The organism is Flavobacterium jumunjinense, from assembly GCF_021650975.2.
Classification (GTDB): domain Bacteria; phylum Bacteroidota; class Bacteroidia; order Flavobacteriales; family Flavobacteriaceae; genus Flavobacterium; species Flavobacterium jumunjinense.
Map to the genome: position 1 here is coordinate 4,628,105 of NZ_CP091285.1, position 21,938 is coordinate 4,650,042.

A 21,938-nucleotide genomic window follows, 5' to 3' on the forward strand; every position below is an offset into this window, starting at 1 on the left:
TTTTTTATGATTTAAAACGATTATAGCAAATCGTTAAAATCATCAAACCAGAAACATAAGTTTATTAATTCAAACTCACAGACCACAATCTACCACACTTCAATCGTGTTATTTCATCCTTTTCTTTTTATAATTCTTCGCATTTCATAACAGAGATTCATCAATAAAATATTCAAAATTGAAAAATATCTTCCCTTAAACATAAATTTCAAAAAACTTTTAAAATTTTAAACTTCAAAGCTGAAACAAAAAAATTACTTTTGCATTTCTAAATCATTGGCATATTGCCAAATTGAAAAATTGACATATTTAGCATGAATTACCTTTCAGTAGAAAACATATCCAAAGCATACGGAGAACGCGTTTTGTTTGACAACGTATCTTTCGGAATTAATAAAGATCAAAAAATTGCCTTTATTGCCAAAAATGGTTCTGGAAAAACCACCATCATGAACATGATTAACGGTTTTGATGAACCCGATACAGGACAAATTGTTCTTCGAAAAGGAATCAATATGGCTTTTTTATCACAGAACAATAATCTACAGGATGAATTAACCATTGAAGAAAGCATTTTTGCTTCAGACAATGAAACGCTGAAAGTAATAGAAGCTTACGAAAAAGCATTAGAAAATCCTGAAGACGAAGAAGTGTATCAGAGAGCTTTTGATGACATGGATCGTCATAATGCTTGGGATTTTGAAACACAATACAAACAAATTTTATCAAAACTAAAATTAGTCGATTTAAAATTACTAGTTAAAAACCTTTCTGGTGGACAAAAGAAACGTTTGTCGTTAGCAATCATTTTAATTAGCCGTCCAGATTTATTAATATTAGATGAGCCAACCAATCACTTAGACTTAGAAATGATTGAATGGTTAGAAGATTATTTTTCAAAAGAAAATATTACTTTATTCATGGTAACGCATGATCGTTTTTTCCTAGAACGTGTTTGTAATGAAATTATAGAGCTTGACAATAATAAAGTATACCAATATAAAGGAAATTATTCCTACTATTTAGAGAAAAAAGAAGAACGAATTGCTTCTGAAAACGCAAGTGTTGATAAAGCACAAAACTTATTTGTAAAAGAATTGGCTTGGATGCGTCGCCAACCAAAAGCAAGAACTACAAAATCAAAATCGCGTCAAGACGATTTCTACAAAATTAAAGAAAAGGCAGAAAGCCGCAGAAAAGATAATGTTGTTGAATTGGAAATCAACATGGAAAGAATGGGTAGTAAAATCATCGAAATGGTTAAGGTTACTAAGAAATTCCCAGAAAAAACTATCCTTGATGAATTCTCCTATTCCTTTCAACGTGGAGAACGTATCGGAATTATTGGAAAAAACGGAACTGGAAAGTCTACGTTTTTAAATATTCTTACAAAAACAATGAATCCAGAATCTGGTAAAGTCATCATTGGTGACACTATCAAAATTGGCTACTATACTCAAAGTGGAATTAATCCAAAACCAGGTCAGAAAGTAATTGATATTATTAAAGAATATGGAGAATACATTCCTTTAACCAAAGGTAAAATTATTTCTGCAACACAATTATTAGAACGCTTTTTATTTGATGCTAAAAAACAGTATGATTTTGTAGAAAAACTGAGTGGAGGAGAATTGAAACGTTTGTATTTATGTACTGTTTTAATTCAAAATCCAAACTTCTTAATTCTCGATGAGCCAACTAATGATTTAGATATTGTTACATTAAATGTATTAGAAAGTTTCTTATTAGACTATCCTGGTTGTTTATTAGTAGTGAGTCACGATAGATACTTCATGGATAAAATTGTAGATCACTTATTCGTTTTTAGAGGAGAAGGACAAGTAGAAGATTTTCCAGGAAATTATTCTGATTTTAGAAGCTATGAAGATTCATCAGAACCAAAAGGATTAAGCAGTGTTAGCACAGAAAATAATGCTTCAAAATCTTGGAAAGAGAAAAATGCTACTGCAACAGGCTTATCATTTAACGAACAAAAAGAATTCAACAAAATTGAACGTGAAATAAAAGATTTAGAATTTGAAAAAGCTAAAATTGAAAAAGAATTTGCCGACGGAAAAGTAGCAGATGATAAAATTGAAGCTAAAGCAAATGAACTTCAAAAAATAATTAAATCTTTAGAAGAAAAAGAAGAACGTTGGTTCGAACTTTCAGCAAAAGTGGAATAAATTTTAAACCATTAAGATAGTAAGCTTCATTAAGTTTTTCTTAATCATATTACTATCTTAATGGTTCAAAAAAAACAAAAAATGATTCATATTCTAAAATCATATCTAAAATTCCTTTGGAAATCCAAAAACGAACATGGAGTTCATTCTCCTTTTGTATATGATTTAGTCACCAAGTGTTTTTATGACAAAACGAATTATTCCGAATATGCTATTCTAAATAATTACAGAAAATCACTTTTAACTAATAAAAACGCTATCGAAGTAACCGATTTTGGAGCCGGTTCAAGGGTTTTCAAATCAAACACAAGAGAAGTAAATAAAATAGCAAAAACAGCAGGTATTACTTCAAAAAATGCTGAATTACTTTTTAGAATAGTTAATTATTTTCAACCAAAAAACACCTTAGAGATAGGAACATCTTTAGGACTTGCTACTTCTGCGCTATCATTAGGCTATTTAAAGACGAAGATAACTTCACTAGAAGGCTGTCCAAACACTTTGTCGATTGCAGAAAATCACCTACAAAATTCAAGTATAAATAAAGATAATATCCATTTTATAAATACCGAATTTACACAATACCTATCAAGCTATAACACACAACCTACAAATTACAACTTCATCTACTTCGACGGTAATCATTCCAAAAAAGCAACATTAGAGTATTTCGAATTACTTTTACCAACCATTACAAACGAAACGGTTTGGATTTTCGACGACATACATTGGTCCAAAGAAATGGAAGAAGCTTGGGAAACTATAAAAAAACATGCAACTGTAAAAATCACCATTGATACTTTTCAATGGGGTATCGTTTTTTTTAGACAAGAACAAGAGAAAGAACATTTCATAATAAATCCAAATAAAACCTTAAGTTCATTTCTTTTTGAAAAAATTAGATTTTAATTGTAACAAAATCACTTGTTTTTCTACTTATGTTTAATTAAGAATTCCGATTTACAGAATTCTAAATTCTAAATTCTAAATTGAAATGGCACAACCAATCATCGAAATAAAAGACATCAAAAGAGATTTTCCATTAGGAGACGAAGTTATTCATGTACTAAAAGGAATTGATTTAAAGATCAATAAAGGAGAATACGTTGCATTGATGGGACCATCTGGTTCAGGAAAATCGACACTTATGAATCTTTTAGGCTGTTTAGACACTCCAACTTCTGGTACTTATGTTTTAAACGGAAAATTGGTGAGTAAAATGCACGATGATGAGTTAGCAGAAATTCGAAATAAAGAAATAGGATTCGTTTTCCAAACTTTTAACCTAATGCCAAGAACAACAGCATTAGACAATGTTGCATTACCAATGGTTTATGCTGGTTTTTCAAAATCGGAACGAAATGAAAGAGCTACCGAAGTTTTAACACAAGTAGGGCTTGCTGACAGAATGGATCATAAACCCAATCAATTATCAGGTGGACAACGCCAACGTGTAGCAGTAGGCCGCGCATTAGTAAACAAACCAGCTATTATCCTTGCCGATGAGCCAACAGGAAACTTAGACAGTAAAACATCCGTAGAAATCATGGGTCTTTTTAACGAAATTCATGCTAACGGAAACACTGTCATTCTAGTAACTCACGAAGAAGATATTGCAGCATATGCACATAGAGTTATTCGTCTTAGAGATGGAGTTATTGAAAGTGATACGATGAACACTAATATAAACATTCATGAAAAAAACTAAACTATTACTAACTTTCGGGATTATTGCGTGTAGTATTTCACAAATAAGTTCTCGTTATTTAAACCTAGAAGACTCAATCAAAGGCCTTATAATGGGGTTTTGAATTGGAATTTTAGTTATAGGAATACTTCAACTAAAAAAAACTTCAAAAGTATAATTCCGATTCAGAAGCGAATGGCTAGGGGTTTATTTATTATTCCTTTTCCTGCTCTACATTCTATTTTTTCTAAACCTTCACAGGTTTAAAAAAAATACCATTCCTATCAGGGCTATTTAGTATTCCATTTTTTCTTTTGTCAGTAAGTCATTATATTTGGTACACAAAATTGAATCTATGAAAATTGCTTTACTTACCTGTGAAAAATTACCTGACTTACTCCCCTCCGATCAACTATTAATTCCTGAATTAGCAAAACATAACATTGTAGCAAAAGCAGAAATCTGGGACAACATTTCAGTAGATTGGTCAACATATGATTATCTCATTTTTAGAAACACATGGGATTATTATGAAAAAGAAGAAAAATTCAACCTTTGGCTAAATAAAATAGAACAGTTAGGAATAAAAACACTCAACTCCTTATCTATAATAAAAGAAAACAAACATAAATTCTATTTGCAAAAACTTCAAGAAAAAGGAATTACAATTATCCCAACACTTTTTCAAGAGAAAACAAATAATTTAAACTTAAAATCAGCTATACCAAATCATTGGAAAAAAGCAGTTATAAAACCCGCATTTTCAGCTGGCTCCTACCTCACAAAAGCATTTGACATCTCTAAGATTGACACTATCAACCAAGAGTATAAATCTATAGCTACAGAAAAAGAATTATTAATTCAAAAATTCATCCCTGAAATTAATACAGAAGGAGAAACTTCATTTATTTTTTTCAACAAACAATTCTCACATTGTATCAATAAAAAACCAGCACAAAATGATTTTAGAATTCAAGTTCAATTTGGTGGAAAATACACCATAATTCAACCTTCTAAAGAAACAATACAACAAGCACAAGAAATAGTAAACTGTTTTCCTGACAACCTATTATATGCCAGAGTTGATGGAATTATTATTAAAAATAAAATACACCTTATGGAAGTAGAGTGCATTGAACCCGATTTATATTTTTCTTTAGCACCAGAATCATTACAACGATTTACAACTTCATTATTGCAATTAATTAAGTAAATTTGACATGCGAGAAAACAAAATCTTTACAATCATAATTGTTATAGCAATACTCTATCTAATTCTAAAAATACTACATAGAATATTTCCTAACAAGATAAATCATAGAAAACAATTTAAAATCACAAGTCAAAAAAACAAAAAAAAACCTGAAGATTAGAATTTTTAAAATTCTAAAATCTAAAATCTAAAATTCACATGAAAGTATATACAAAAACAGGTGACAAAGGAACAACAGCCCTTTTTGGAGGAACTCGTGTACCAAAACACCATATAAGAATCGAAAGTTATGGAACAGTCGACGAATTAAACTCCTATATCGGACTAATTAGAGACCAAGACATCAATCAGAATTACAAAGATGTACTAATTGAAGTACAAGATCGATTATTTACTTTAGGAGCAATACTCGCAACTCCTCCAGAAAAAGAAACTTTAAAAAACGGCCAACCAAGGCTACAAAATCTAGGACTTCAAGATAAAGATATTGAGTATTTAGAAAATGAAATAGACACCATGGAGGAAAACTTACCTCCAATGACTCATTTTGTATTACCAGGAGGCCATCCAACTGTGTCATATTGTCACATTGCTCGTTGTGTTTGCAGAAGAGCGGAACGCCTGTCAGTACAGCTTAACGAGACTGAGCCGACAGATGCGCATGTCTTAACCTATTTAAACCGACTATCTGACTATCTTTTTGTGCTGGCACGAAAGTTGACTTATGACTTGAAGGCTGATGAAGTAAAATGGATACCTAGAAAGTAGGAATCAATCTTTAATTTAGTAGTGAATTTCATCATTTAAAAAGGTGTATTTTACTAATAATTATAGCCTAAAAAAAAACGTTCTTATAAATAATAAAAAATAAATCAAAAAAAACTTGACTATTTAAGTTAAAAAATTATTTTTGCATAAATTTAAATCGATAGAAAATGTATTGGACATTAGAACTAGCATCTTATCTAAGTGATGCTCCTTGGCCTGCTACCAAAGACGAACTTATCGACTACGCTATCAGGACTGGTGCTCCTTTAGAAGTAGTAGAAAACCTTCAATCAATAGAAGACGAAGGAGAAATCTATGAATCAATGGAGGAAATATGGCCTGATTATCCGACAGATGACGACTATCTTTGGAATGAGGATGAATATTAAAAGATAAAATCAAACACTAGAAAAGTCTCTTACTGAGGCTTTTTTTTTGTAAATTTATAAACGAATTCTATAAATAATAAATTATACTTATGAGTATTATTAATTCTATACTGAAAGCTTTTGTGGGAGATAAATCTCAAAAAGACGTAAAAGCTGTTCAACCACTTGTAAATAAGATTAAAACCTTTGAAACGGCTTTGATCTCGCTTTCTCATGACCAATTGAGAGCGAAAACAATCGAATTCAAAGAAAAAATAAAAACAGCACGTTTAGAAAAAGACACTAAAATTGCTGAATTAAAAGATACAGCAGATAAAACTACTGATATTGATGCACGTGAAGATATTTATTTAGAAATTGATACGCTTGAAAATGAAGCTTATGAAATTTCTGAAAAAGTACTAAACGACATTCTTCCAGAAGCATTTGCTGTACTAAAGGAAACGGCTCGTCGTTTCAAAGAAAACACTACAGTAACAGTTACTGCAACACCAAAAGACAGAGAGCTTTCTGCAACAAAACCCTACATTACTATTGAAGGTGATAATTCTTCATGGGCTAATTCTTGGGATGCAGCTGGAAAAGCAATCACTTGGGATATGATACATTACGATGTTCAGTTAATTGGTGGTATTGTTTTACATCAAGGTAAAATTGCAGAAATGCAAACTGGAGAAGGTAAAACTTTAGTAGCTACACTTCCTATGTATTTAAATGCGCTAACAGGAAACGGTGTTCACTTAGTAACTGTGAATGATTATCTTGCTCGTCGTGATAGTACTTGGAAAGCACCTCTTTTTGAGTTTCATGGATTAACAGTAGACTGTATTGATAATCATCAACCAAATACTCCAGCAAGAAGAAAAGCGTACAACTCTGATATTACTTATGGTACAAATAACGAATTTGGTTTCGATTATTTGAGAGATAATATGGCACATTCTCCGGAAGATTTAGTGCAAAGAAAACATAATTATGCAATTGTTGATGAAGTCGATTCTGTACTAGTTGATGATGCTCGTACTCCATTAATCATTTCTGGACCAGTTCCTCAAGGAGATCGCCATGAATTTAACGAATTAAAACCAAAAGTAGACAACTTAGTAAACTTACAACGTAAGTTAGCTACAGATTGTTTGACAGAAGCCAAAAAATTAATAAAAGAAGGAAATACCAAAGACGGTGGTTTCTATTTATTGCGTTCTTACAGAGCAATTCCTAAAAACAAAGCATTAATTAAGTTTTTATCGGAAGAAGGAATTAAACAATTACTTCAAAAAACCGAAAATAGCTATATGCAAGACAATAACAGAGAGATGCCAAAAATTGATGAAGCATTATATTTTGTTATTGAAGAAAAAAACAATCAAGTTGAGTTAACAGATAATGGAATTCAATTCCTTTCTAAAGACACAGATGAGCATTTCTTTGTACTTCCAGATATTGGAACAGGTATTGCGAAAATTGAAAAATTAAATTTACCTGCAGAAGAAGAAGCAGAAAAAAGAGAAGAATTATATAAAGATTTCTCTATAAAATCAGAACGTATACATACATTAACACAACTTCTTAAAGCCTATACTTTATTTGAAAAAGATACAGAATATGTAATCATGGAAAATAAAGTAATGATTGTAGACGAACAAACTGGTCGTATTATGGATGGTCGTCGTTATTCTGATGGTCTTCACCAAGCGATTGAAGCAAAAGAAAACGTTAAGATTGAAGCAGCAACACAAACTTTTGCTACTGTAACATTACAAAATTATTTCCGTATGTACAGCAAATTAGCTGGTATGACAGGAACAGCTGTTACAGAAGCAGGTGAACTTTGGGAAATTTACAAACTAGATGTTGTAGAAATTCCAACAAACAGACCAATTGCTCGTAAAGATAAAGAAGATTTAATCTATAGAACAGTTCGTGAAAAATTCAACGCTGTTATTAACGATGTTGTAGAATTATCTAATTCAGGTAGACCAGTATTAATTGGAACAACTTCTGTAGAGATTTCTGAGTTATTAAGTAGAATGCTTAAAATCAGAAATATTCCTCACAACGTCTTAAATGCTAAAATGCACAAAAGCGAAGCTGAAATTGTAGCAGAAGCAGGAAAACCTGGAATTGTAACCATTGCAACAAATATGGCAGGTCGTGGAACGGATATTAAACTATCCGATGAAGTTAAAAAAGCAGGTGGTTTAGCAATTGTAGGTACAGAACGTCATGATTCACGTCGTGTTGACCGTCAGTTACGTGGTCGTGCTGGTCGTCAAGGAGATGTTGGTAGTTCACAGTTCTACGTTTCGCTTGAAGATAACTTAATGCGTTTATTTGGTTCTGAAAGAGTTGCAAAAGTAATGGATAGAATGGGATTAAAAGAAGGTGAAGTAATTCAGCATTCTATGATGACTAAATCTATCGAAAGAGCTCAAAAAAGAGTTGAAGAAAATAACTTTGGTGTTCGTAAACGTCTATTAGAATATGATGATGTAATGAATGCTCAAAGAGAAGTAGTATACAAACGTCGTCGTCATGCTTTACACGGAGAGCGTCTAAAAGTAGATATTGCAAACATGATGTATGACACTTGTGAACTTATTGTTCAAAACAATAAATCTGCAGGTGATTTCAAAAATTATGAATTCGAATTGATTCGTTTTTTCTCTATAAGTGCTCCAGTTTCTTCAGCCGATTTTAGTAAGCTTCAAGAAAAAGACATTGTTGATCAAACTTACAAAGCGGTTTTAGCTCATTATACTGAAAAATCAGAAAAAAACACAAAAGAAGCTTTCCCTGTTATTAAAAATGTTTACGAAAACAATAACGGACAATACGAAAGAATTGTTGTTCCTTTTACTGACGGAATCAAATCTTTAAATATTGTTACTGATTTAGAAAAAGCCTATAATTCTGAAGCAAAAACATTATTAACAGATTTTGAAAAGAATGTTTCTTTAGCAATCATTGATGAAGCGTGGAAAAAACACCTTCGTAAAATGGATGAATTAAAACAATCTGTTCAGTTAGCTGTTCACGAACAAAAAGATCCATTATTAATTTACAAATTTGAAGCTTTCAAATTATTTAAAAAAACGATGGACGATGTGAATAAAGAAATCATTTCTTTCATTTTCAAAGCAGATTTACCTTCTCAAAATCCAAATGCGATTATTGAAGCTAAAGATGTGAAGCAAAAAGAAAATTATACTGAAAGTAAAGATGAAGTTTTAAACACTGACGAATTAGCGTCTAGAAATAGAGAAGCTGGTCAACAAGCTCAGAATCGCCCACAAATTACAGAAACAATCGTTAGAGAAACTCCAAAGATTAATCGTAATGATACTGTTACCATTAAACATGTAATGAGTGGTAAAACAGAAACCATGAAATTTAAAAAAGCAGAAAGTATGATTGCTTCTGGAGAATGGATTTTGGCATAAAAATTTTAAATAAAATTCAACATAAAATCCTTAGTTATTAATAAATAACTAAGGATTTTTATATTAATCAGAAAAAAATGGAAAATCATCATTGTCCTAGTTGTAAAAACAATACACCAATCTCATATGACTTATGTTCCTTTTGTAAATTTCCATTTAATGGAACCGAAAATGAGAAATCATTACACATTGGAAAATTTATAAGCGCTAAAAACATTCTAGATAAATCTAAAGAAAACATTCAAAATAGTAAAAAAGTATTATTTATGATAGTTGCTTTTAATATTTTAGGAGTTGTAATTTCAGTTATGAAAAATCAATATGATTTCTTTGGCATACTAATCTCAACAATAATTACACTGACAATGCTATTTTGCGCTTTGTATTTACATAAAAAACCAATGATTTTAACAATCATTCCTTTGTCTCTAATACTATTAATTTACACGATTAATTTTATTTTCAGTAGGGAAACTTTTTTTTCAGGGAATCATTTTCAAAACAATAATCCTTTTTGCTTTAACTTATAACTTATACACTTTAAACCAAGCAAATAAATTTAAAAAAGAGAACAATCTAAATTAGATAAATCAAATTATGTATTTATAATAATTCGTTAAATACACATTTGTAATTAGTAATCTTATTTAGGTTTTTCTACCTTTGATTAATTAAAAGAACCGAAATGAAATCAAAATTTATATTTTTAAGTATATTATTCATTTGTACTATACAAAGTTTTTCTCAAAATGTAGAAAACTTAAAAAAAGAAGCTTTAAAAGCCTACAAAGCTGGTGCAACAACTGACTTCGAATTGATTTTTGATACGACATACCCAAAAGTATTCGATATCATTTCTAGAGAGTCAATGAAACAAATGTTCAATCAAATGATGGAGAATGAACAATTTTCTATTAAAGTTATTGAAGTTGAACCTAATTTTTCATTTGGAGAAATTAAAAAAATAGGGAAACAGACTTTCTGCCTTGTAGACCATAACAATGTAATGAATATGAAATTTAAAGCTCCTATGGAAGACGCAGAAGCTATGATTGAATTGTTCAAAAACTCCATGGATGCAAAGAATGTAACATTCGATGAAAAAGAGAATCAATTTAAAATAGAATTACGTTCAACAATGATTGCGGTTGCAGATGAATTAACCGAAAACAAATGGAAATTTCTGAATAAAGACAAAGAAAATCGTTTATTTACAATGATTTTTGATGAAAAAGTAAAAACCGAATTAGGATTATAAAATGTCAAACACAATAGTATATTCTGCTTTTTTTAAAGCAGTACAAGAAAGTATTAGCAATGGAACATTTGCAAAATTAACACTTGCAAAAACCGTTGGAAAACCTGAGTTACAAAATATTTATGTTAGAATGCATTTAGAAGAAAAAGTATTAAAAACAGCGCTAACATTCAAGATATACAATGGTGTAAAAGAAGAAATTGTAAAATTATCTGAAGTTGATGCCATAGAATCAGATTTAACACCTCATTTAATGAATCCGTTTTTTTCTGCTTTATTATTTACAACAGAAGCAGACATCACAATGAAAATAAATAAAAAAAGAGTTGCTTCAATTATTGAACAACCCCCAACTTTTAAAAATGTTGATCCTATTTTATTAGAGTTTTTAAACTTATAAAAATAAAGCACGTTATAAACTAAAAAACAAAATAAGCACATTGTACTTATTTTGTTTTTTTTTGTTTTTAAAATTGATTTCTAAAAAACCCTAACAAGATTGAATCCAAAAAACACGTCTCCTTTACTCCAATCTCCAAATGCATTTCCTAAATATCCTGTTTCATTCATTGCTTGTGCATTAGTAAAATGCAATTGAAACACATGTCCTCCAGTTTCAATATCAACACCTACAGACATAGGGTTTCTTGCCAATGAATTGGATGCTCTATTCATATGTGCTGCATAATCCATTGTTAAGGCTACACGTTTAGAAATTTTATATCTTCCTCCTACTCCAATGGCAAATTGACTATTTTCTTGATCATCATTTACAACATAATTTTCATGAAAATAAGTTGGTGCTAATTCTAAAGAAAGAGATTCTGAAAATTTTCTAGACACTAACAATTGTGTTGTGTAATTTAGTCTGTTTTCAAATTTCAACTTAGGTAATAAATCCTTATCTAATTCAGAATTTACAACTACACTATTAAAACCTACAATTGTAACAGGAAAACCGTCAACTTCTTGTGCTTTCAATCTGTATTTTATAGCACCTTCATAGGATTTTTGGAAACCACTTCTAGATGCATGAATCGTTAACCAATCATTCACACCATATAGCATCTTAATTTGCGTATTAGCATCATCTAATCCAAAGAAAGTATCAATTCCATTTTTAACAGAGCCAAATCTATGAGCAACAATAAAATAAAAATCTCCTTTAGCTGCTAATTTTGTAGACTCAAGATTTACAATTTTCATCGATTTAAAAGCTGATGTTTCTACAAAAGTCCCTGTCGAATCAGTATCAATCTCAGAAAACAAATCATCTTGAGCATAAATAAAAAATGGGCATAAAATAGCTAATATTACTTTTTTCATATTTTAATTTTTTGTTTTTTTTTAGTTTATGAATATCGCAATTTTAAAAGCAATTTCATATTCTTTTTATTAATCTTTTACAATTGTACACTGATCCATTTTAAACTCTTCCAAAAGTTCATCATAACCAATAAATCGACCTTTAATCTTTACATTTTCATCTTTCTTCAAATCTGTAGCAATCGGTTCAGAAAAAACTGCAAAAAGAGTTCCGTCAACAACAAGTGCATTCGCTTCTAAATCGATTTCAGATATTTTTCCCGAAACTGTAATCGTTTGATCTAAGTATTTAGCATTTGCACTAGCTTCATTTTCTTTAAAGTCTTTGTCTAAAGTTGCTACACCAATTGAGAAACTAGCTTCTTCTGTACTTATATCTCTATGATCTTTATATAAATAATTATAGCCTACAAAACCTGCAATTATTAGTAAGACTAATAAAACAACCCATTTATTTCTTTTCATAACTTTCTTGTTTTAAACAAAAATATAATAATATTTTCATTTTCATAATTAAAAAGCTATTTTTACTTCAACAATAAAGCTATTAAAATGAAGAAACCACAATACTACTTATCAATCCTAGCAATTCCTTTTGTATTATTAACAAGTTGTTCTAATGACTCCGAAGCAGATTTAATTGAGAGTCAAAACCTAAACACAGTTACCTATACAAATTTTGCAAAAAGTATAATTGATAATAATTGCTTATCTTGTCATGGAGCAACTCCTTCAAATGGAGCTCCTATGTCGTTAAACAGTTATAGTTTAGTAAAAGATGCTGTAATGAACAGAGGCTTGTTAGATCGTATTTCTAGAGTACAAGGAGCATCAGGAATGATGCCTAATGGAGGAACAAGACTACCTCAAACAATAATTAATTCAATGAACGAATGGCAAACAGATGGTTTGCTCGAATAACTTTTAAATTATGAAAAAATTAATATTATTCTTTTTTTTAAGCTTAACAACATTAAGCTTTTCACAAGATAAAAAATCGACTAAAACTGGTGAGATTACTTTTGAGGCTTCTGTACCTTCTTTCGAAGAGGTTAAAGCAACAAACAAAGGTGTTTCTTGTATATTAAACACCAAAACTGGTGAAATTGCTGCCCTTGCACTTGTTAAAGGCTTTCGTTTTAAAGTTGCATTAATGGAAGAACACTTTAATGAAAACTATATTGAAAGTAATAAATATCCAAAAGCAATTTTTAAAGGAAAAATTGAAAACTTTGACAGTTCAAAACTTTCTTCAGCAGCACAAAAATTCACTATCAAAGGAACATTAGAAATTCATGGAAAAACAAAAGACATAATTTCTATTGCGTATATCAAAAAAACCGGCAACAGTATAGATATTACAAATGAATTCGATGTGAATGTAGACGATTTTAATATCGAAATTCCAAATGTTGTGAGCAAAAAACTATCAAAAAAAGTAAATGTTAAATGTCATTATGTATTATAAGATTTTCATAAAAACCTTGTACTAGATTCTGTAATTTCTTTATATAGTAAAAAAAACACAAAAGCCAGTTTAAATGATTTAAACGGGCTTTTGTATTAAAAATTATTAAGAAAATAATATACTATTCATCCATTTCAAGAAAAACAGGATCCTTCATAATGTTATCGGCAAGAATTTCTACTCTTTCAGTAATTTTATTACAAAAGAAAACACGTTGTCCTTTTTGAATACTTTCCATTAACCTCATAATGACAGATTCATGTCTGTTTTTCAACAAAACATCAATATCATCGAAGTGTATTACTTGAAGAGTATTCACATTAAAACCAGCAGAAGAAAACATCTGATTTAGCTTATTTGGTGTTCCCACTAAAACATCAATTCCTAATGAGATTAAATTTTTATCTTCGTCTAAATCTGTTTTATCGTGAGTTCCAAAAACTCTAAGCTTATTTTTTTTATTATATAACTCGAATAGCTCTAAAACTTCTAATAACATTGGCTTATCATTAACCAAAATTAGTGCTCTTGGAGATTCTTGAAAAGGTTCTTTTAACTTATGGATAACATTTACAACCATAGCTGTTGTTTTTCCAGTTTTTTTCCCTCCTTGAATAACTAAATCTGCTCCACTCTTTATTGGTGAAAACGTTTCCAACTGCAATTCTGTAGCTTCTGTTATTCCGTTTTCAATTAAAGCCTCTTTTAAGTCTTCGTTTATTTTTTTTAAATTCATTATTTATAGAATTAGTCATTAAATAAATTGCAATTATCTTCTTAGCATAATTAACAAATTAATAATCACGTAATATTATTTACTAGCAAACAGTTTTACATCTTGTACCGATATTTCAGTATCTCCCAAAATAATAAGTCGCTCTACTACATTTCGTAACTCTCTAATGTTACCTGTCCAATCATATTCTTGCAATAACTTAATTGCTTTATCATTAAATTGTTTAGGCACAGCTCCTTGTTCTTCTGCTATTTTCTGAGCAAAATGCTTTAATAAGATTGGAATATCATCTCTCCTATCATTTAATGCAGGTACTTTAATTAAAATTACAGCCAAACGATGGTATAAATCTTCTCTAAATCTACCTTCTGCTATTTCAACTTTTAAATCTTTATTTGTAGCTGCAATAACTCTAACATCAACTTTAATATCTTTGTCTGCTCCTACTCTTTGAATTAAATTTTCTTGCAATGCACGCAATACTTTTGCTTGAGCAGGCAAACTCATGTCTCCAATTTCATCTAGAAAAATAGTTCCTTTATTAGCCGCTTCAAATTTTCCTGCACGATCCTTTACTGCCGAAGTAAAAGCTCCTTTAACATGTCCGAAAAGTTCGCTTTCTATCAATTCACTAGGAATTGCAGCACAATTCACCTCGATTAATGGAAATGTAGAACGATCACTCTTTTCATGAAGCTGATGTGCTACTAGTTCTTTCCCTGTTCCGTTTGGTCCAGTAATTAAAACTCTAGCATCAGTTGTAGCTACTTTATCAACCATTGTTCTAATATGGTTAATTCCTTCACTTTCTCCAATCATTTGATAATTCTTACTTACTTTCTTTTTAAGAATTTTATTTTCAACAACTAATTGCTTTTTATCTAATGCATTTCGAACCGTATTTAACAAGCGATTTAAATCTGGTGGTTTAGAAATATAATCAAAAGCTCCAAGTCGCATAGTATTTACAGCAGTTTCCAAGTCACCATGCCCAGAAATCATTACAACAGGTATTTCTGGTTTTATTTTTTTGGTTGCTTCCAAAACCTCAACACCATCCATTTTAGGCATCTTAATATCACAAAGAATTAAATCATAATCTTCATTCTTTATTTTCTCTATCCCTTTTAAACCATCTTCTGCTTCTTCAACTTGGTAGGTATCATTTTCTTCTGAAAGTATTTTCGTTAAGACTCTTCTAATCGCAGCCTCATCTTCAATAACTAATATTTTCGGCATTATGGTTGTTTATTAAAAAATTATTGATTTTAAAGTTAGCAAAAATACAACACAAAAACTAACTTATACAATTGTTACAAATTCTTTTTCAATTAAAATTTAATTATGAATCAATTTACAAATAAAAAAAGAAGCTTCCTATATTTTAGGAAGCCTCTTCTATGGTATTGTATTGATTTTATTTACTAATAACGTGGATATCTCTTTGTGGAAACGGAATAGAAATTCCATTTTTTCTAAAAGCTGCATCTATTTTAAATCTTAAGTCACTCTTTATATACGGGCTACTCATACCATCTGAAACATAAAAATATAATGAAAAATTTAATGATGAATCTGCAAAATCTTCAAACAAGACTTCTACTTTAGGTTCATTTAAAACTTCAGTACACTCTCTTGCACATTCAAAAAGCACTTTTCTAACCAACTCAACATCACTACCATATGCGACACCAATATCAACCTGTTCTCTATTTGTAAAACTATTTTGTGTCCAATTAAACAAGGTGTCTAACATGAATTTATGGTTTGGAATAACCATAACTCTATTATTCCTAGTAACTACACGAGTAGTTCTTAGCTTAATTTCTAATACTCTTCCAACTCTTCCATCGACTTCAACAATATCACCAACGTGTAAAGATTGATCTATTATTATTAAAATTCCTGAAATAATGTCTTGAAAAAGTTGTTGGAGTGCAAAACCTAAACCTACTAATAAAGCCGCAGATGCAGTTAGCAAGACACTCATATTTACTCCTGAAACATCTAACGCAAAAATAAACGCAAAAATGAAAACGATGTACCGAATGAATTGAAAAAAACTTATAAATTTATTTTTATCTTCTTTTGGCAGCTTTCTAGTAACAATTATTCTTATTGCTTTTAGAACCAAACTGGTTGCTACTAGAACAATAATCAACAAGGAAATGGTTCCTACAGTAATATCGATTGTATCTGTATCAATAATTTTAAAATTGATTATTTCATTAATTGCTTTTAACATTTTTTAGTATTTAAGCCATTTATATAATTCTTTCCAAGTAGTTTTTTTTCCATACATTAAAATACCTACTTTGTAAATTTTTGCTGCAAACCAAACCACCCCTATAAAGGTAGCAAACAAAGTTACAACAGAAACTACTAATTGCCAATAATGTTCTGGTTCTAAAAATGGCACTCTCATTAACATCACAATTGGAGAGGTAAATGGAATTATTGAAAATACAGTTGCTACAGTACCATGTGGATCATTTATTACAGTAAAAAAGCCAATATAAACTCCTAAGATTAAAGGCAACATTATTGGTAACATAAATTGTTGAGAATCTGTTTCAGAATCTACAGCCGCACCAATTGCAGCATATAATGAACTATACAAAAAGTATCCTCCTATGAAATACAACATAAAACAAAACATCATTAAACCTAATGGTAAATTCCAAATCTCAGTAACATAGGATTGTATTTTTTCCATTCCAGCTGTTTGTTGAGCTGCTTCCATCATTTCTGGCGATACTGATGCTGTTCCTCCCATTTGAAGTCCGAATACATTTTGAGCTATAAACATTAGCAACAAACCAACGACTAACCAAATTGCAAATTGCAAAATTCCAGCAAATGAATTTCCGATAATTTTCCCCATCATTAATTGAAAGGGCTTTACAGAAGAAATAATAATTTCTATAATTCTATTTGTTTTCTCTTCAATAACGCTTCGCATTACAAAATTTCCATATACAATAATGAACATCATAATCATATATCCCATTAATCCACCTATGAAAACTTTAATTTCATTAAGTCCTTTTAAACTTTCTTCTCCAGAAAATTTAGATAGCTTTAATGTTGAAGTTTCTCGTGCAGCTTCAATTTTTACTTCGTCTAATTCTAATCTTTTAAAATTGTTTGAAGTTAAAACAGAATCTACAACATCTTCTACATCTCCAATAAAGTCCATGCTTGCACTACTTTCAGAAATATATTCTACCTTATCCTTTAATTGTCCTAAAGAATCAACTTTAGGAATATACAACATTCCTTCATAACTATTAGAAGCAGTATCTTTAGCAACTTCAAATGGCATTGCTGATAAATCGGTATAATGTATATTTTTATCACTTTTAAAGCTGTTTTTCAAAAAACCAGCTTCATCATGAATAGCGACTTCTGTTGCTTTGTCTTTATTCATAGTAGACAAATAGCCTACCAACACAGCAATACCAACAAATAATAATGGACTTAAGAATGTCATTACAATAAAAGATTTATTGCGCACTTTTGCTATGAATTCTCTTTTTATAATTAAAAATAATGTTTTCATTTTTTATAACTTATAATAATAGTAAATATTGTTTTGTTGAAACTACTCACTTACTGATTGAATAAAAATATCGTTTACACTTGGAATTTTTTCAACAAAATGGGTCACTTGTCCGAAATTTGTTAAAATTGATAATAGATTATTAGGATTATCGTTTCCTAATTGTACTTCTAACTTTAAATCCTTGTTTAAAGATTTAAAATCAGTTTGATCTATTTTATATTTTTGAGTTAATTGATACATTAACCCTTCAACATTATCGGTCAAAATTCCTACTTGAAAAGTATTCGATCTATATTGTTGTTTTACGTCTGTTAACTTACCTTCAATTAATTTATTTGACTTATGAATTAATGCAATATAATCGCACATTTCTTCAACGCTCTCCATTCTGTGTGTTGAAAAAATAACAGATGTACCTTGCTTATTTAATTCTATAATTTCATCTTTAATTAAATTGGCATTTACAGGATCAAACCCCGAAAACGGTTCGTCTAATATTAACAATTTAGGTTTATGTAAAACAGTTACAACAAACTGTACTTTTTGAGCCATTCCTTTGGAAAGTTCTTGGATTTTCTTATTCCACCAACCTTCTATTCCTAATTTCTCAAACCAATATTTTAATTGTTTTTTTGCTTCTTGATTAGACAAGCCTTTAAGTTGCGCTAAATACAAGCATTGTTCACCAACTTTCATGCTTTTATAAAGCCCTCTTTCTTCTGGCAAATACCCAATATATTGTATGTGCTCTGGTTTTAATTTTTCTCCATCTAATAAAACAGTACCAGCATCTGGCATTGTTATTTGGTTGATTATTCTAATTAATGTGGTTTTCCCTGCTCCATTTGGACCAAGAAGTCCATACACACTTCCCTTTGGTACAGAAAGCGAAACATTGTTTAAGGCTGTATAATCTCCGTATTGCTTAATTACATCCTTAACTTCAAGAATATTACTCATATAGTTTTTATTATTTAGCAGTAGACTGCCTTATTTTAGAATGGTTTGTGTAGTAAAATCGTTTTTTTGATTGTCAAATATTCAATAGACATAGTAGACTTTCATTCTAATATGTTTACAATTAGTAGTAAAACATTTTTTTTGTTACAAAAAACCCACCCCTTTTTTACGAAGGATGGGAAAAATTGCTATGAAAAAGAAAAATTCACTTCCCATAAGAAAGTGAATTCCAAATGTATATATTTTTATTCACTTATGAAAACATATCTTTTACTTTTTCAAAAAAAGATTTTTCAGATTTTTCAGGTGAAGGAATAAAGTTTTCATCTGTCAACATTTTATCAAAAAATGCTTTTTGCTCTTTATTTAATGTCTTAGGAGTCCATACATTAACATGAACTAATAAATCACCATTTCCATAACTATTTAAACTAGGAATACCTTTGCCTTTCAAACGAAGAATTTTACCCGATTGAATTCCTTCTTCTAATTTAATTCTAACCTTCCCACCTACTGCTTCAATTTCCTTAGAAACACCTAATGCAGCTTCTGGGAAGCTAATATATAAATCATAATGAAGATTTTCTCCTTCTCTCTTTAAAAACTCATGTTCTAGTTCTTCAATAGCAACAATCAAGTCTCCAGGAATACTATTACTTCCAGGTGCTTCATTACCTTTATTTGATACTTTTAATTGCATTCCATCTACAACTCCAGCAGGAATTTTGATAGATACAGTATCGTCTTCCATTATCATTCCATGAACATCTGCTCCAGTTGGTTTATGATCTAATATTTGACCCGAACCACCACATGTTGTACAAGTAGCTGCTGTTTGCATTCTCCCTAAAATAGTGTTTGCAATTTTCATTACTTGCCCACTTCCATTACAAGTAGAACAAGTTCTATATGAAACACCTTTTGCTTGAATTTTACGTTTAACCTTTATTTTCTTTTCAACACCATTAACTATTTCCTCAAGCGTTAACTTTACTTTTATTCTTAAGTTACTTCCTTTCACTCTTCGTTGTCCTCCTCCAGAGAAACCACCACCTCCACCGAAAGCACTACCAAAAATATCTCCAAACTGACTAAAGATGTCGTCCATATTCATATGACCACCACCAAAGCCACCGCCACCAAAACCGCCAGCACCATCGAATGCAGCATGTCCGTATTGATCATAACGTGCTTTTTTGTCAGGATCACTTAAAACTTCATAAGCTTCTGCTGCTAATTTAAAATTTTCTTCAGCAGTAGAATCTCCTGGGTTTTTATCTGGATGATATTGAATTGCTTTTTTTCTATATGCTTTCTTAATTTCATCTGCAGCTGCACCTTTACTTATACCTAATATTTCGTAAAAATCTTTTTTCATACGTGTAAATTTATTAGTCAGTAGTTACTATGTAATCTTTTAATTTATTAGCTTTTATTTACGACAAAAGACAATATAATGATTTCATAAACAATTTAACTCGTCTTCGGAATTCGAAAACGAGTTATAAATACTCGAACTGACGTTTTGTATTCTTAATTACCAATTATTACTTTAGGGAAACGAATAATTTTGTCACCCAATTTATATCCTTTTTCAATTACATCTACAATTTTACCTTTCAAATCTTCTGAAGGAGCAGGAATTTGTGTAATTGCTTCTGCAAAATCTGCATCAAAAGCATCACCAGCTTTAATTTCAACCTCTTCTAAACCTTTAGATACTAAAATAGATTTTAATTTTTCCTTAATCAATTCTACACCTTTAACAAGCGATTCGTCTTCTGATTTAGAAATTTGCGCCCAAGCTCTATCAAAATCATCAACCACAGGCAACATTGCTTGTAGTACTTCTTGATTTGCTGTTTTAAACAAATCTATTCTTTCTTTAGAGGTTCTTTTTTTATAATTTTCAAATTCCGCAAAAAGACGTAAAAATTTATCTTTTTCTTTTGCTAATTCGTCTTGAAGTTGCTCTTCAACCGTTAGTTCTGGTTGTTGATTTTCTGAAACATTTTCCTCTTGAATAATTTCTTTTTCTTCGATGTTTTCAGTACTTTCTGGATTCATATATTGATTTTTATTTTAAACTTTTTTTCACACTTCATTATTACAGCAAATCTATTGCCAAATACAGAAAGATGCCAAATTGTCATTAAATAAAATATTCACAATCTCTTAACATATTTGTTTCAAATTTTATTTAATTTTGAATAATATTACTTATTCAGTTTAAATAAAAATTACATAAACTAAAACAATTATGAAAAAAAGCATTTTAAGTATCGCTTTAATCACATTAATCAGCTTTACAAGTTGTAAAAATGAAACTAAAACAGAAACGACAGAAGAAGCAGTAACAGAAGTTGCTATGGAACCTACTTATTCTGGAACCTACACTTTAGACAGTGCAAATTCTTCAGTGGCTTGGGTTGGAAGTAAACCAGCTGGAAAGCACACAGGAACAATTACTGTAAAAGACGGAAGTTTCGATATTACAGATAGTAATGTTACTGGTGGTACATTTACATTAGACATGAATTCTATTAATGTTACAGACATTGAAGGCGAAGACAAAGAGCATTTAGAAATTCATTTAAAAGGAACAGGTGATAAAAAAGAAGAAGATCATTTCTTCAACACAACAAAATTCCCTACTGGAACTTTCAAAATCAAAACCGTTACAGAAGTAGAAGGTGTACAAACAGTTACTGGAGATTTAACTCTTAAAGATATTACTAAAGAAGTAAGTTTCCCTGCTGAAGTTACAGTTTCTGAAACTGAAGTAGCTTTAGTTTCAAGTGCATTTAAAATTGACAGAACATTATGGGGTGTTAATTATGCATCAAAATCAATTTTTGATGATTTAAAAGATAAATTTGTTGATGATGAAATTGAATTAACAGTTAATGTTAAGGCAAAAAAATAATTCATTATCAAAA

Annotated in this window: 22 protein-coding genes; 13 read left to right on the forward strand and 9 right to left on the reverse strand. The window is 30.2% G+C overall.

Annotated features, from left to right (window positions below):
* The first annotated feature begins 314 nt into the window (after positions 1 to 314).
* The 10 genes from L2Z92_RS21085 (at position 315) to L2Z92_RS21130 (ending at position 11,344) form a co-directional block, all read left to right on the forward strand.
* Entirely contained in the window at positions 315 to 2,186 is a 1,872-nt protein-coding gene (locus L2Z92_RS21085; protein ID WP_236456762.1) for an ABC-F family ATP-binding cassette domain-containing protein, read from the forward strand.
* An 81-nt stretch (positions 2,187 to 2,267) separates the two neighbouring features.
* The gene (locus tag L2Z92_RS21090; RefSeq protein ID WP_236456763.1) at positions 2,268 to 3,095 is read left to right on the forward strand and encodes an O-methyltransferase; all 828 of its coding nucleotides are present in this window, start codon (positions 2,268 to 2,270) and stop codon (positions 3,093 to 3,095) included.
* 85 nt (positions 3,096 to 3,180) lie between these two features.
* Positions 3,181 to 3,894 carry an ABC transporter ATP-binding protein gene (locus L2Z92_RS21095; protein ID WP_319800388.1) on the forward strand — a complete coding sequence of 238 codons (714 nt, stop codon included), beginning with the start codon at positions 3,181 to 3,183 and terminating at the stop codon, positions 3,892 to 3,894.
* Between the two features lie 334 nt (positions 3,895 to 4,228).
* Positions 4,229 to 5,086, forward strand: a complete 858-nt coding sequence (locus tag L2Z92_RS21100) for an ATP-grasp domain-containing protein (protein WP_236456764.1) — start codon at positions 4,229 to 4,231, stop codon at positions 5,084 to 5,086.
* Positions 5,087 to 5,284: 198 nt separating this feature from the next.
* Entirely contained in the window at positions 5,285 to 5,854 is a 570-nt protein-coding gene (locus L2Z92_RS21105; protein WP_236456765.1) for a cob(I)yrinic acid a,c-diamide adenosyltransferase, read from the forward strand.
* 167 nt (positions 5,855 to 6,021) lie between these two features.
* Entirely contained in the window at positions 6,022 to 6,243 is a 222-nt protein-coding gene (locus tag L2Z92_RS21110; protein WP_045971987.1) for a DUF2795 domain-containing protein, read from the forward strand.
* Positions 6,244 to 6,332: 89 nt separating this feature from the next.
* Positions 6,333 to 9,686 carry a preprotein translocase subunit SecA gene (gene secA / locus L2Z92_RS21115; RefSeq protein ID WP_236456766.1) on the forward strand — a complete coding sequence of 1,118 codons (3,354 nt, stop codon included), beginning with the start codon at positions 6,333 to 6,335 and terminating at the stop codon, positions 9,684 to 9,686.
* 77 nt (positions 9,687 to 9,763) lie between these two features.
* Complete coding sequence (locus L2Z92_RS21120; RefSeq protein ID WP_236456767.1) at positions 9,764 to 10,216, forward strand: hypothetical protein; 453 nt, start codon at positions 9,764 to 9,766, stop codon at positions 10,214 to 10,216.
* 155 nt (positions 10,217 to 10,371) lie between these two features.
* Positions 10,372 to 10,944 (forward strand): hypothetical protein, encoded by a 573-nt coding sequence (locus L2Z92_RS21125; RefSeq protein ID WP_236456768.1) that lies wholly within the window; start codon positions 10,372 to 10,374, stop codon positions 10,942 to 10,944.
* A gap of 1 nt (position 10,945) precedes the next feature.
* Positions 10,946 to 11,344, forward strand: a complete 399-nt coding sequence (locus L2Z92_RS21130; RefSeq protein ID WP_236456769.1) for a hypothetical protein — start codon at positions 10,946 to 10,948, stop codon at positions 11,342 to 11,344.
* 80 nt (positions 11,345 to 11,424) lie between these two features.
* Here L2Z92_RS21130 and L2Z92_RS21135 read toward each other — a convergent pair whose 3' ends face one another.
* Both L2Z92_RS21135 and L2Z92_RS21140 read right to left on the reverse strand, forming a co-directional pair.
* Positions 11,425 to 12,270: a DUF5777 family beta-barrel protein gene (locus L2Z92_RS21135; RefSeq protein ID WP_236456770.1), complete on the reverse strand. Its 846-nt coding sequence runs from the start codon at positions 12,268 to 12,270 to the stop codon at positions 11,425 to 11,427.
* A 69-nt stretch (positions 12,271 to 12,339) separates the two neighbouring features.
* Positions 12,340 to 12,735: an OB-fold putative lipoprotein gene (locus tag L2Z92_RS21140; RefSeq protein ID WP_236456771.1), complete on the reverse strand. Its 396-nt coding sequence runs from the start codon at positions 12,733 to 12,735 to the stop codon at positions 12,340 to 12,342.
* An 87-nt stretch (positions 12,736 to 12,822) separates the two neighbouring features.
* Between L2Z92_RS21140 and L2Z92_RS21145 the strand changes: the two genes are divergently transcribed.
* Both L2Z92_RS21145 and L2Z92_RS21150 read left to right on the forward strand, forming a co-directional pair.
* Positions 12,823 to 13,191 carry a hypothetical protein gene (locus L2Z92_RS21145; RefSeq protein ID WP_236456772.1) on the forward strand — a complete coding sequence of 123 codons (369 nt, stop codon included), beginning with the start codon at positions 12,823 to 12,825 and terminating at the stop codon, positions 13,189 to 13,191.
* 10 nt (positions 13,192 to 13,201) lie between these two features.
* Positions 13,202 to 13,738: a YceI family protein gene (locus L2Z92_RS21150; RefSeq protein WP_236456773.1), complete on the forward strand. Its 537-nt coding sequence runs from the start codon at positions 13,202 to 13,204 to the stop codon at positions 13,736 to 13,738.
* A gap of 121 nt (positions 13,739 to 13,859) precedes the next feature.
* Here L2Z92_RS21150 and L2Z92_RS21155 read toward each other — a convergent pair whose 3' ends face one another.
* The 7 genes from L2Z92_RS21155 to L2Z92_RS21185 all read right to left on the reverse strand — a co-directional run bounded on the left by L2Z92_RS21155 (position 13,860) and on the right by L2Z92_RS21185 (position 21,066).
* Positions 13,860 to 14,474 carry a DEAD/DEAH box helicase gene (locus L2Z92_RS21155; RefSeq protein ID WP_236456774.1) on the reverse strand — a complete coding sequence of 205 codons (615 nt, stop codon included), beginning with the start codon at positions 14,472 to 14,474 and terminating at the stop codon, positions 13,860 to 13,862.
* A 75-nt stretch (positions 14,475 to 14,549) separates the two neighbouring features.
* Positions 14,550 to 15,713 (reverse strand): sigma-54-dependent transcriptional regulator, encoded by a 1,164-nt coding sequence (locus L2Z92_RS21160; protein ID WP_236456775.1) that lies wholly within the window; start codon positions 15,711 to 15,713, stop codon positions 14,550 to 14,552.
* A gap of 178 nt (positions 15,714 to 15,891) precedes the next feature.
* A complete protein-coding gene (locus L2Z92_RS21165; RefSeq protein WP_236456776.1) occupies positions 15,892 to 16,719 on the reverse strand; it encodes a mechanosensitive ion channel family protein in 828 nt (275 codons plus the stop codon).
* A gap of 3 nt (positions 16,720 to 16,722) precedes the next feature.
* Complete coding sequence (locus L2Z92_RS21170) at positions 16,723 to 18,036, reverse strand: ABC transporter permease (protein WP_236456777.1); 1,314 nt, start codon at positions 18,034 to 18,036, stop codon at positions 16,723 to 16,725.
* Positions 18,037 to 18,078: 42 nt separating this feature from the next.
* Positions 18,079 to 18,999, reverse strand: coding sequence for an ABC transporter ATP-binding protein (locus tag L2Z92_RS21175; protein ID WP_236456778.1), 921 nt, complete (start codon positions 18,997 to 18,999; stop codon positions 18,079 to 18,081).
* Between the two features lie 253 nt (positions 19,000 to 19,252).
* The gene (gene dnaJ / locus L2Z92_RS21180) at positions 19,253 to 20,377 is read right to left on the reverse strand and encodes a molecular chaperone DnaJ (RefSeq protein WP_236456779.1); all 1,125 of its coding nucleotides are present in this window, start codon (positions 20,375 to 20,377) and stop codon (positions 19,253 to 19,255) included.
* Between the two features lie 155 nt (positions 20,378 to 20,532).
* Positions 20,533 to 21,066 carry a nucleotide exchange factor GrpE gene (locus tag L2Z92_RS21185; protein ID WP_236456780.1) on the reverse strand — a complete coding sequence of 178 codons (534 nt, stop codon included), beginning with the start codon at positions 21,064 to 21,066 and terminating at the stop codon, positions 20,533 to 20,535.
* 193 nt (positions 21,067 to 21,259) lie between these two features.
* Here L2Z92_RS21185 and L2Z92_RS21190 point away from each other — a divergent pair, with 193 nt between their 5' ends.
* Complete coding sequence (locus L2Z92_RS21190) at positions 21,260 to 21,925, forward strand: YceI family protein (protein ID WP_236456781.1); 666 nt, start codon at positions 21,260 to 21,262, stop codon at positions 21,923 to 21,925.
* The last annotated feature ends 13 nt before the right edge of the window (positions 21,926 to 21,938 follow it).

Bases quoted from the DNA above. Each gene is read 5' to 3' on its own strand.
- L2Z92_RS21150 (WP_236456773.1), top strand. From the start codon at position 13,202: ATGAAAAAATTAATATTATTCTTTTTTTTAAGCTTAACAACATTAAGC.
- L2Z92_RS21095 (WP_319800388.1), top strand. From the start codon at position 3,181: ATGGCACAACCAATCATCGAAATAAAAGACATCAAAAGAGATTTTCCA.
- L2Z92_RS21125 (WP_236456768.1), top strand. From the start codon at position 10,372: ATGAAATCAAAATTTATATTTTTAAGTATATTATTCATTTGTACTATA.
- L2Z92_RS21130 (WP_236456769.1), top strand. From the start codon at position 10,946: ATGTCAAACACAATAGTATATTCTGCTTTTTTTAAAGCAGTACAAGAA.
- L2Z92_RS21175 (WP_236456778.1), bottom strand. From the start codon at position 18,999: ATGAGTAATATTCTTGAAGTTAAGGATGTAATTAAGCAATACGGAGAT.
- L2Z92_RS21170 (WP_236456777.1), bottom strand. From the start codon at position 18,036: ATGAAAACATTATTTTTAATTATAAAAAGAGAATTCATAGCAAAAGTG.
- L2Z92_RS21165 (WP_236456776.1), bottom strand. From the start codon at position 16,719: ATGTTAAAAGCAATTAATGAAATAATCAATTTTAAAATTATTGATACA.
- secA (WP_236456766.1), top strand. From the start codon at position 6,333: ATGAGTATTATTAATTCTATACTGAAAGCTTTTGTGGGAGATAAATCT.
- L2Z92_RS21155 (WP_236456774.1), bottom strand. From the start codon at position 14,474: ATGAATTTAAAAAAAATAAACGAAGACTTAAAAGAGGCTTTAATTGAA.
- L2Z92_RS21100 (WP_236456764.1), top strand. From the start codon at position 4,229: ATGAAAATTGCTTTACTTACCTGTGAAAAATTACCTGACTTACTCCCC.
- L2Z92_RS21190 (WP_236456781.1), top strand. From the start codon at position 21,260: ATGAAAAAAAGCATTTTAAGTATCGCTTTAATCACATTAATCAGCTTT.
- L2Z92_RS21110 (WP_045971987.1), top strand. From the start codon at position 6,022: ATGTATTGGACATTAGAACTAGCATCTTATCTAAGTGATGCTCCTTGG.
- L2Z92_RS21120 (WP_236456767.1), top strand. From the start codon at position 9,764: ATGGAAAATCATCATTGTCCTAGTTGTAAAAACAATACACCAATCTCA.
- L2Z92_RS21185 (WP_236456780.1), bottom strand. From the start codon at position 21,066: ATGAATCCAGAAAGTACTGAAAACATCGAAGAAAAAGAAATTATTCAA.
- L2Z92_RS21160 (WP_236456775.1), bottom strand. From the start codon at position 15,713: ATGCCGAAAATATTAGTTATTGAAGATGAGGCTGCGATTAGAAGAGTC.
- L2Z92_RS21090 (WP_236456763.1), top strand. From the start codon at position 2,268: ATGATTCATATTCTAAAATCATATCTAAAATTCCTTTGGAAATCCAAA.
- L2Z92_RS21085 (WP_236456762.1), top strand. From the start codon at position 315: ATGAATTACCTTTCAGTAGAAAACATATCCAAAGCATACGGAGAACGC.
- L2Z92_RS21145 (WP_236456772.1), top strand. From the start codon at position 12,823: ATGAAGAAACCACAATACTACTTATCAATCCTAGCAATTCCTTTTGTA.
- dnaJ (WP_236456779.1), bottom strand. From the start codon at position 20,377: ATGAAAAAAGATTTTTACGAAATATTAGGTATAAGTAAAGGTGCAGCT.
- L2Z92_RS21105 (WP_236456765.1), top strand. From the start codon at position 5,285: ATGAAAGTATATACAAAAACAGGTGACAAAGGAACAACAGCCCTTTTT.
- L2Z92_RS21135 (WP_236456770.1), bottom strand. From the start codon at position 12,270: ATGAAAAAAGTAATATTAGCTATTTTATGCCCATTTTTTATTTATGCT.
- L2Z92_RS21140 (WP_236456771.1), bottom strand. From the start codon at position 12,735: ATGAAAAGAAATAAATGGGTTGTTTTATTAGTCTTACTAATAATTGCA.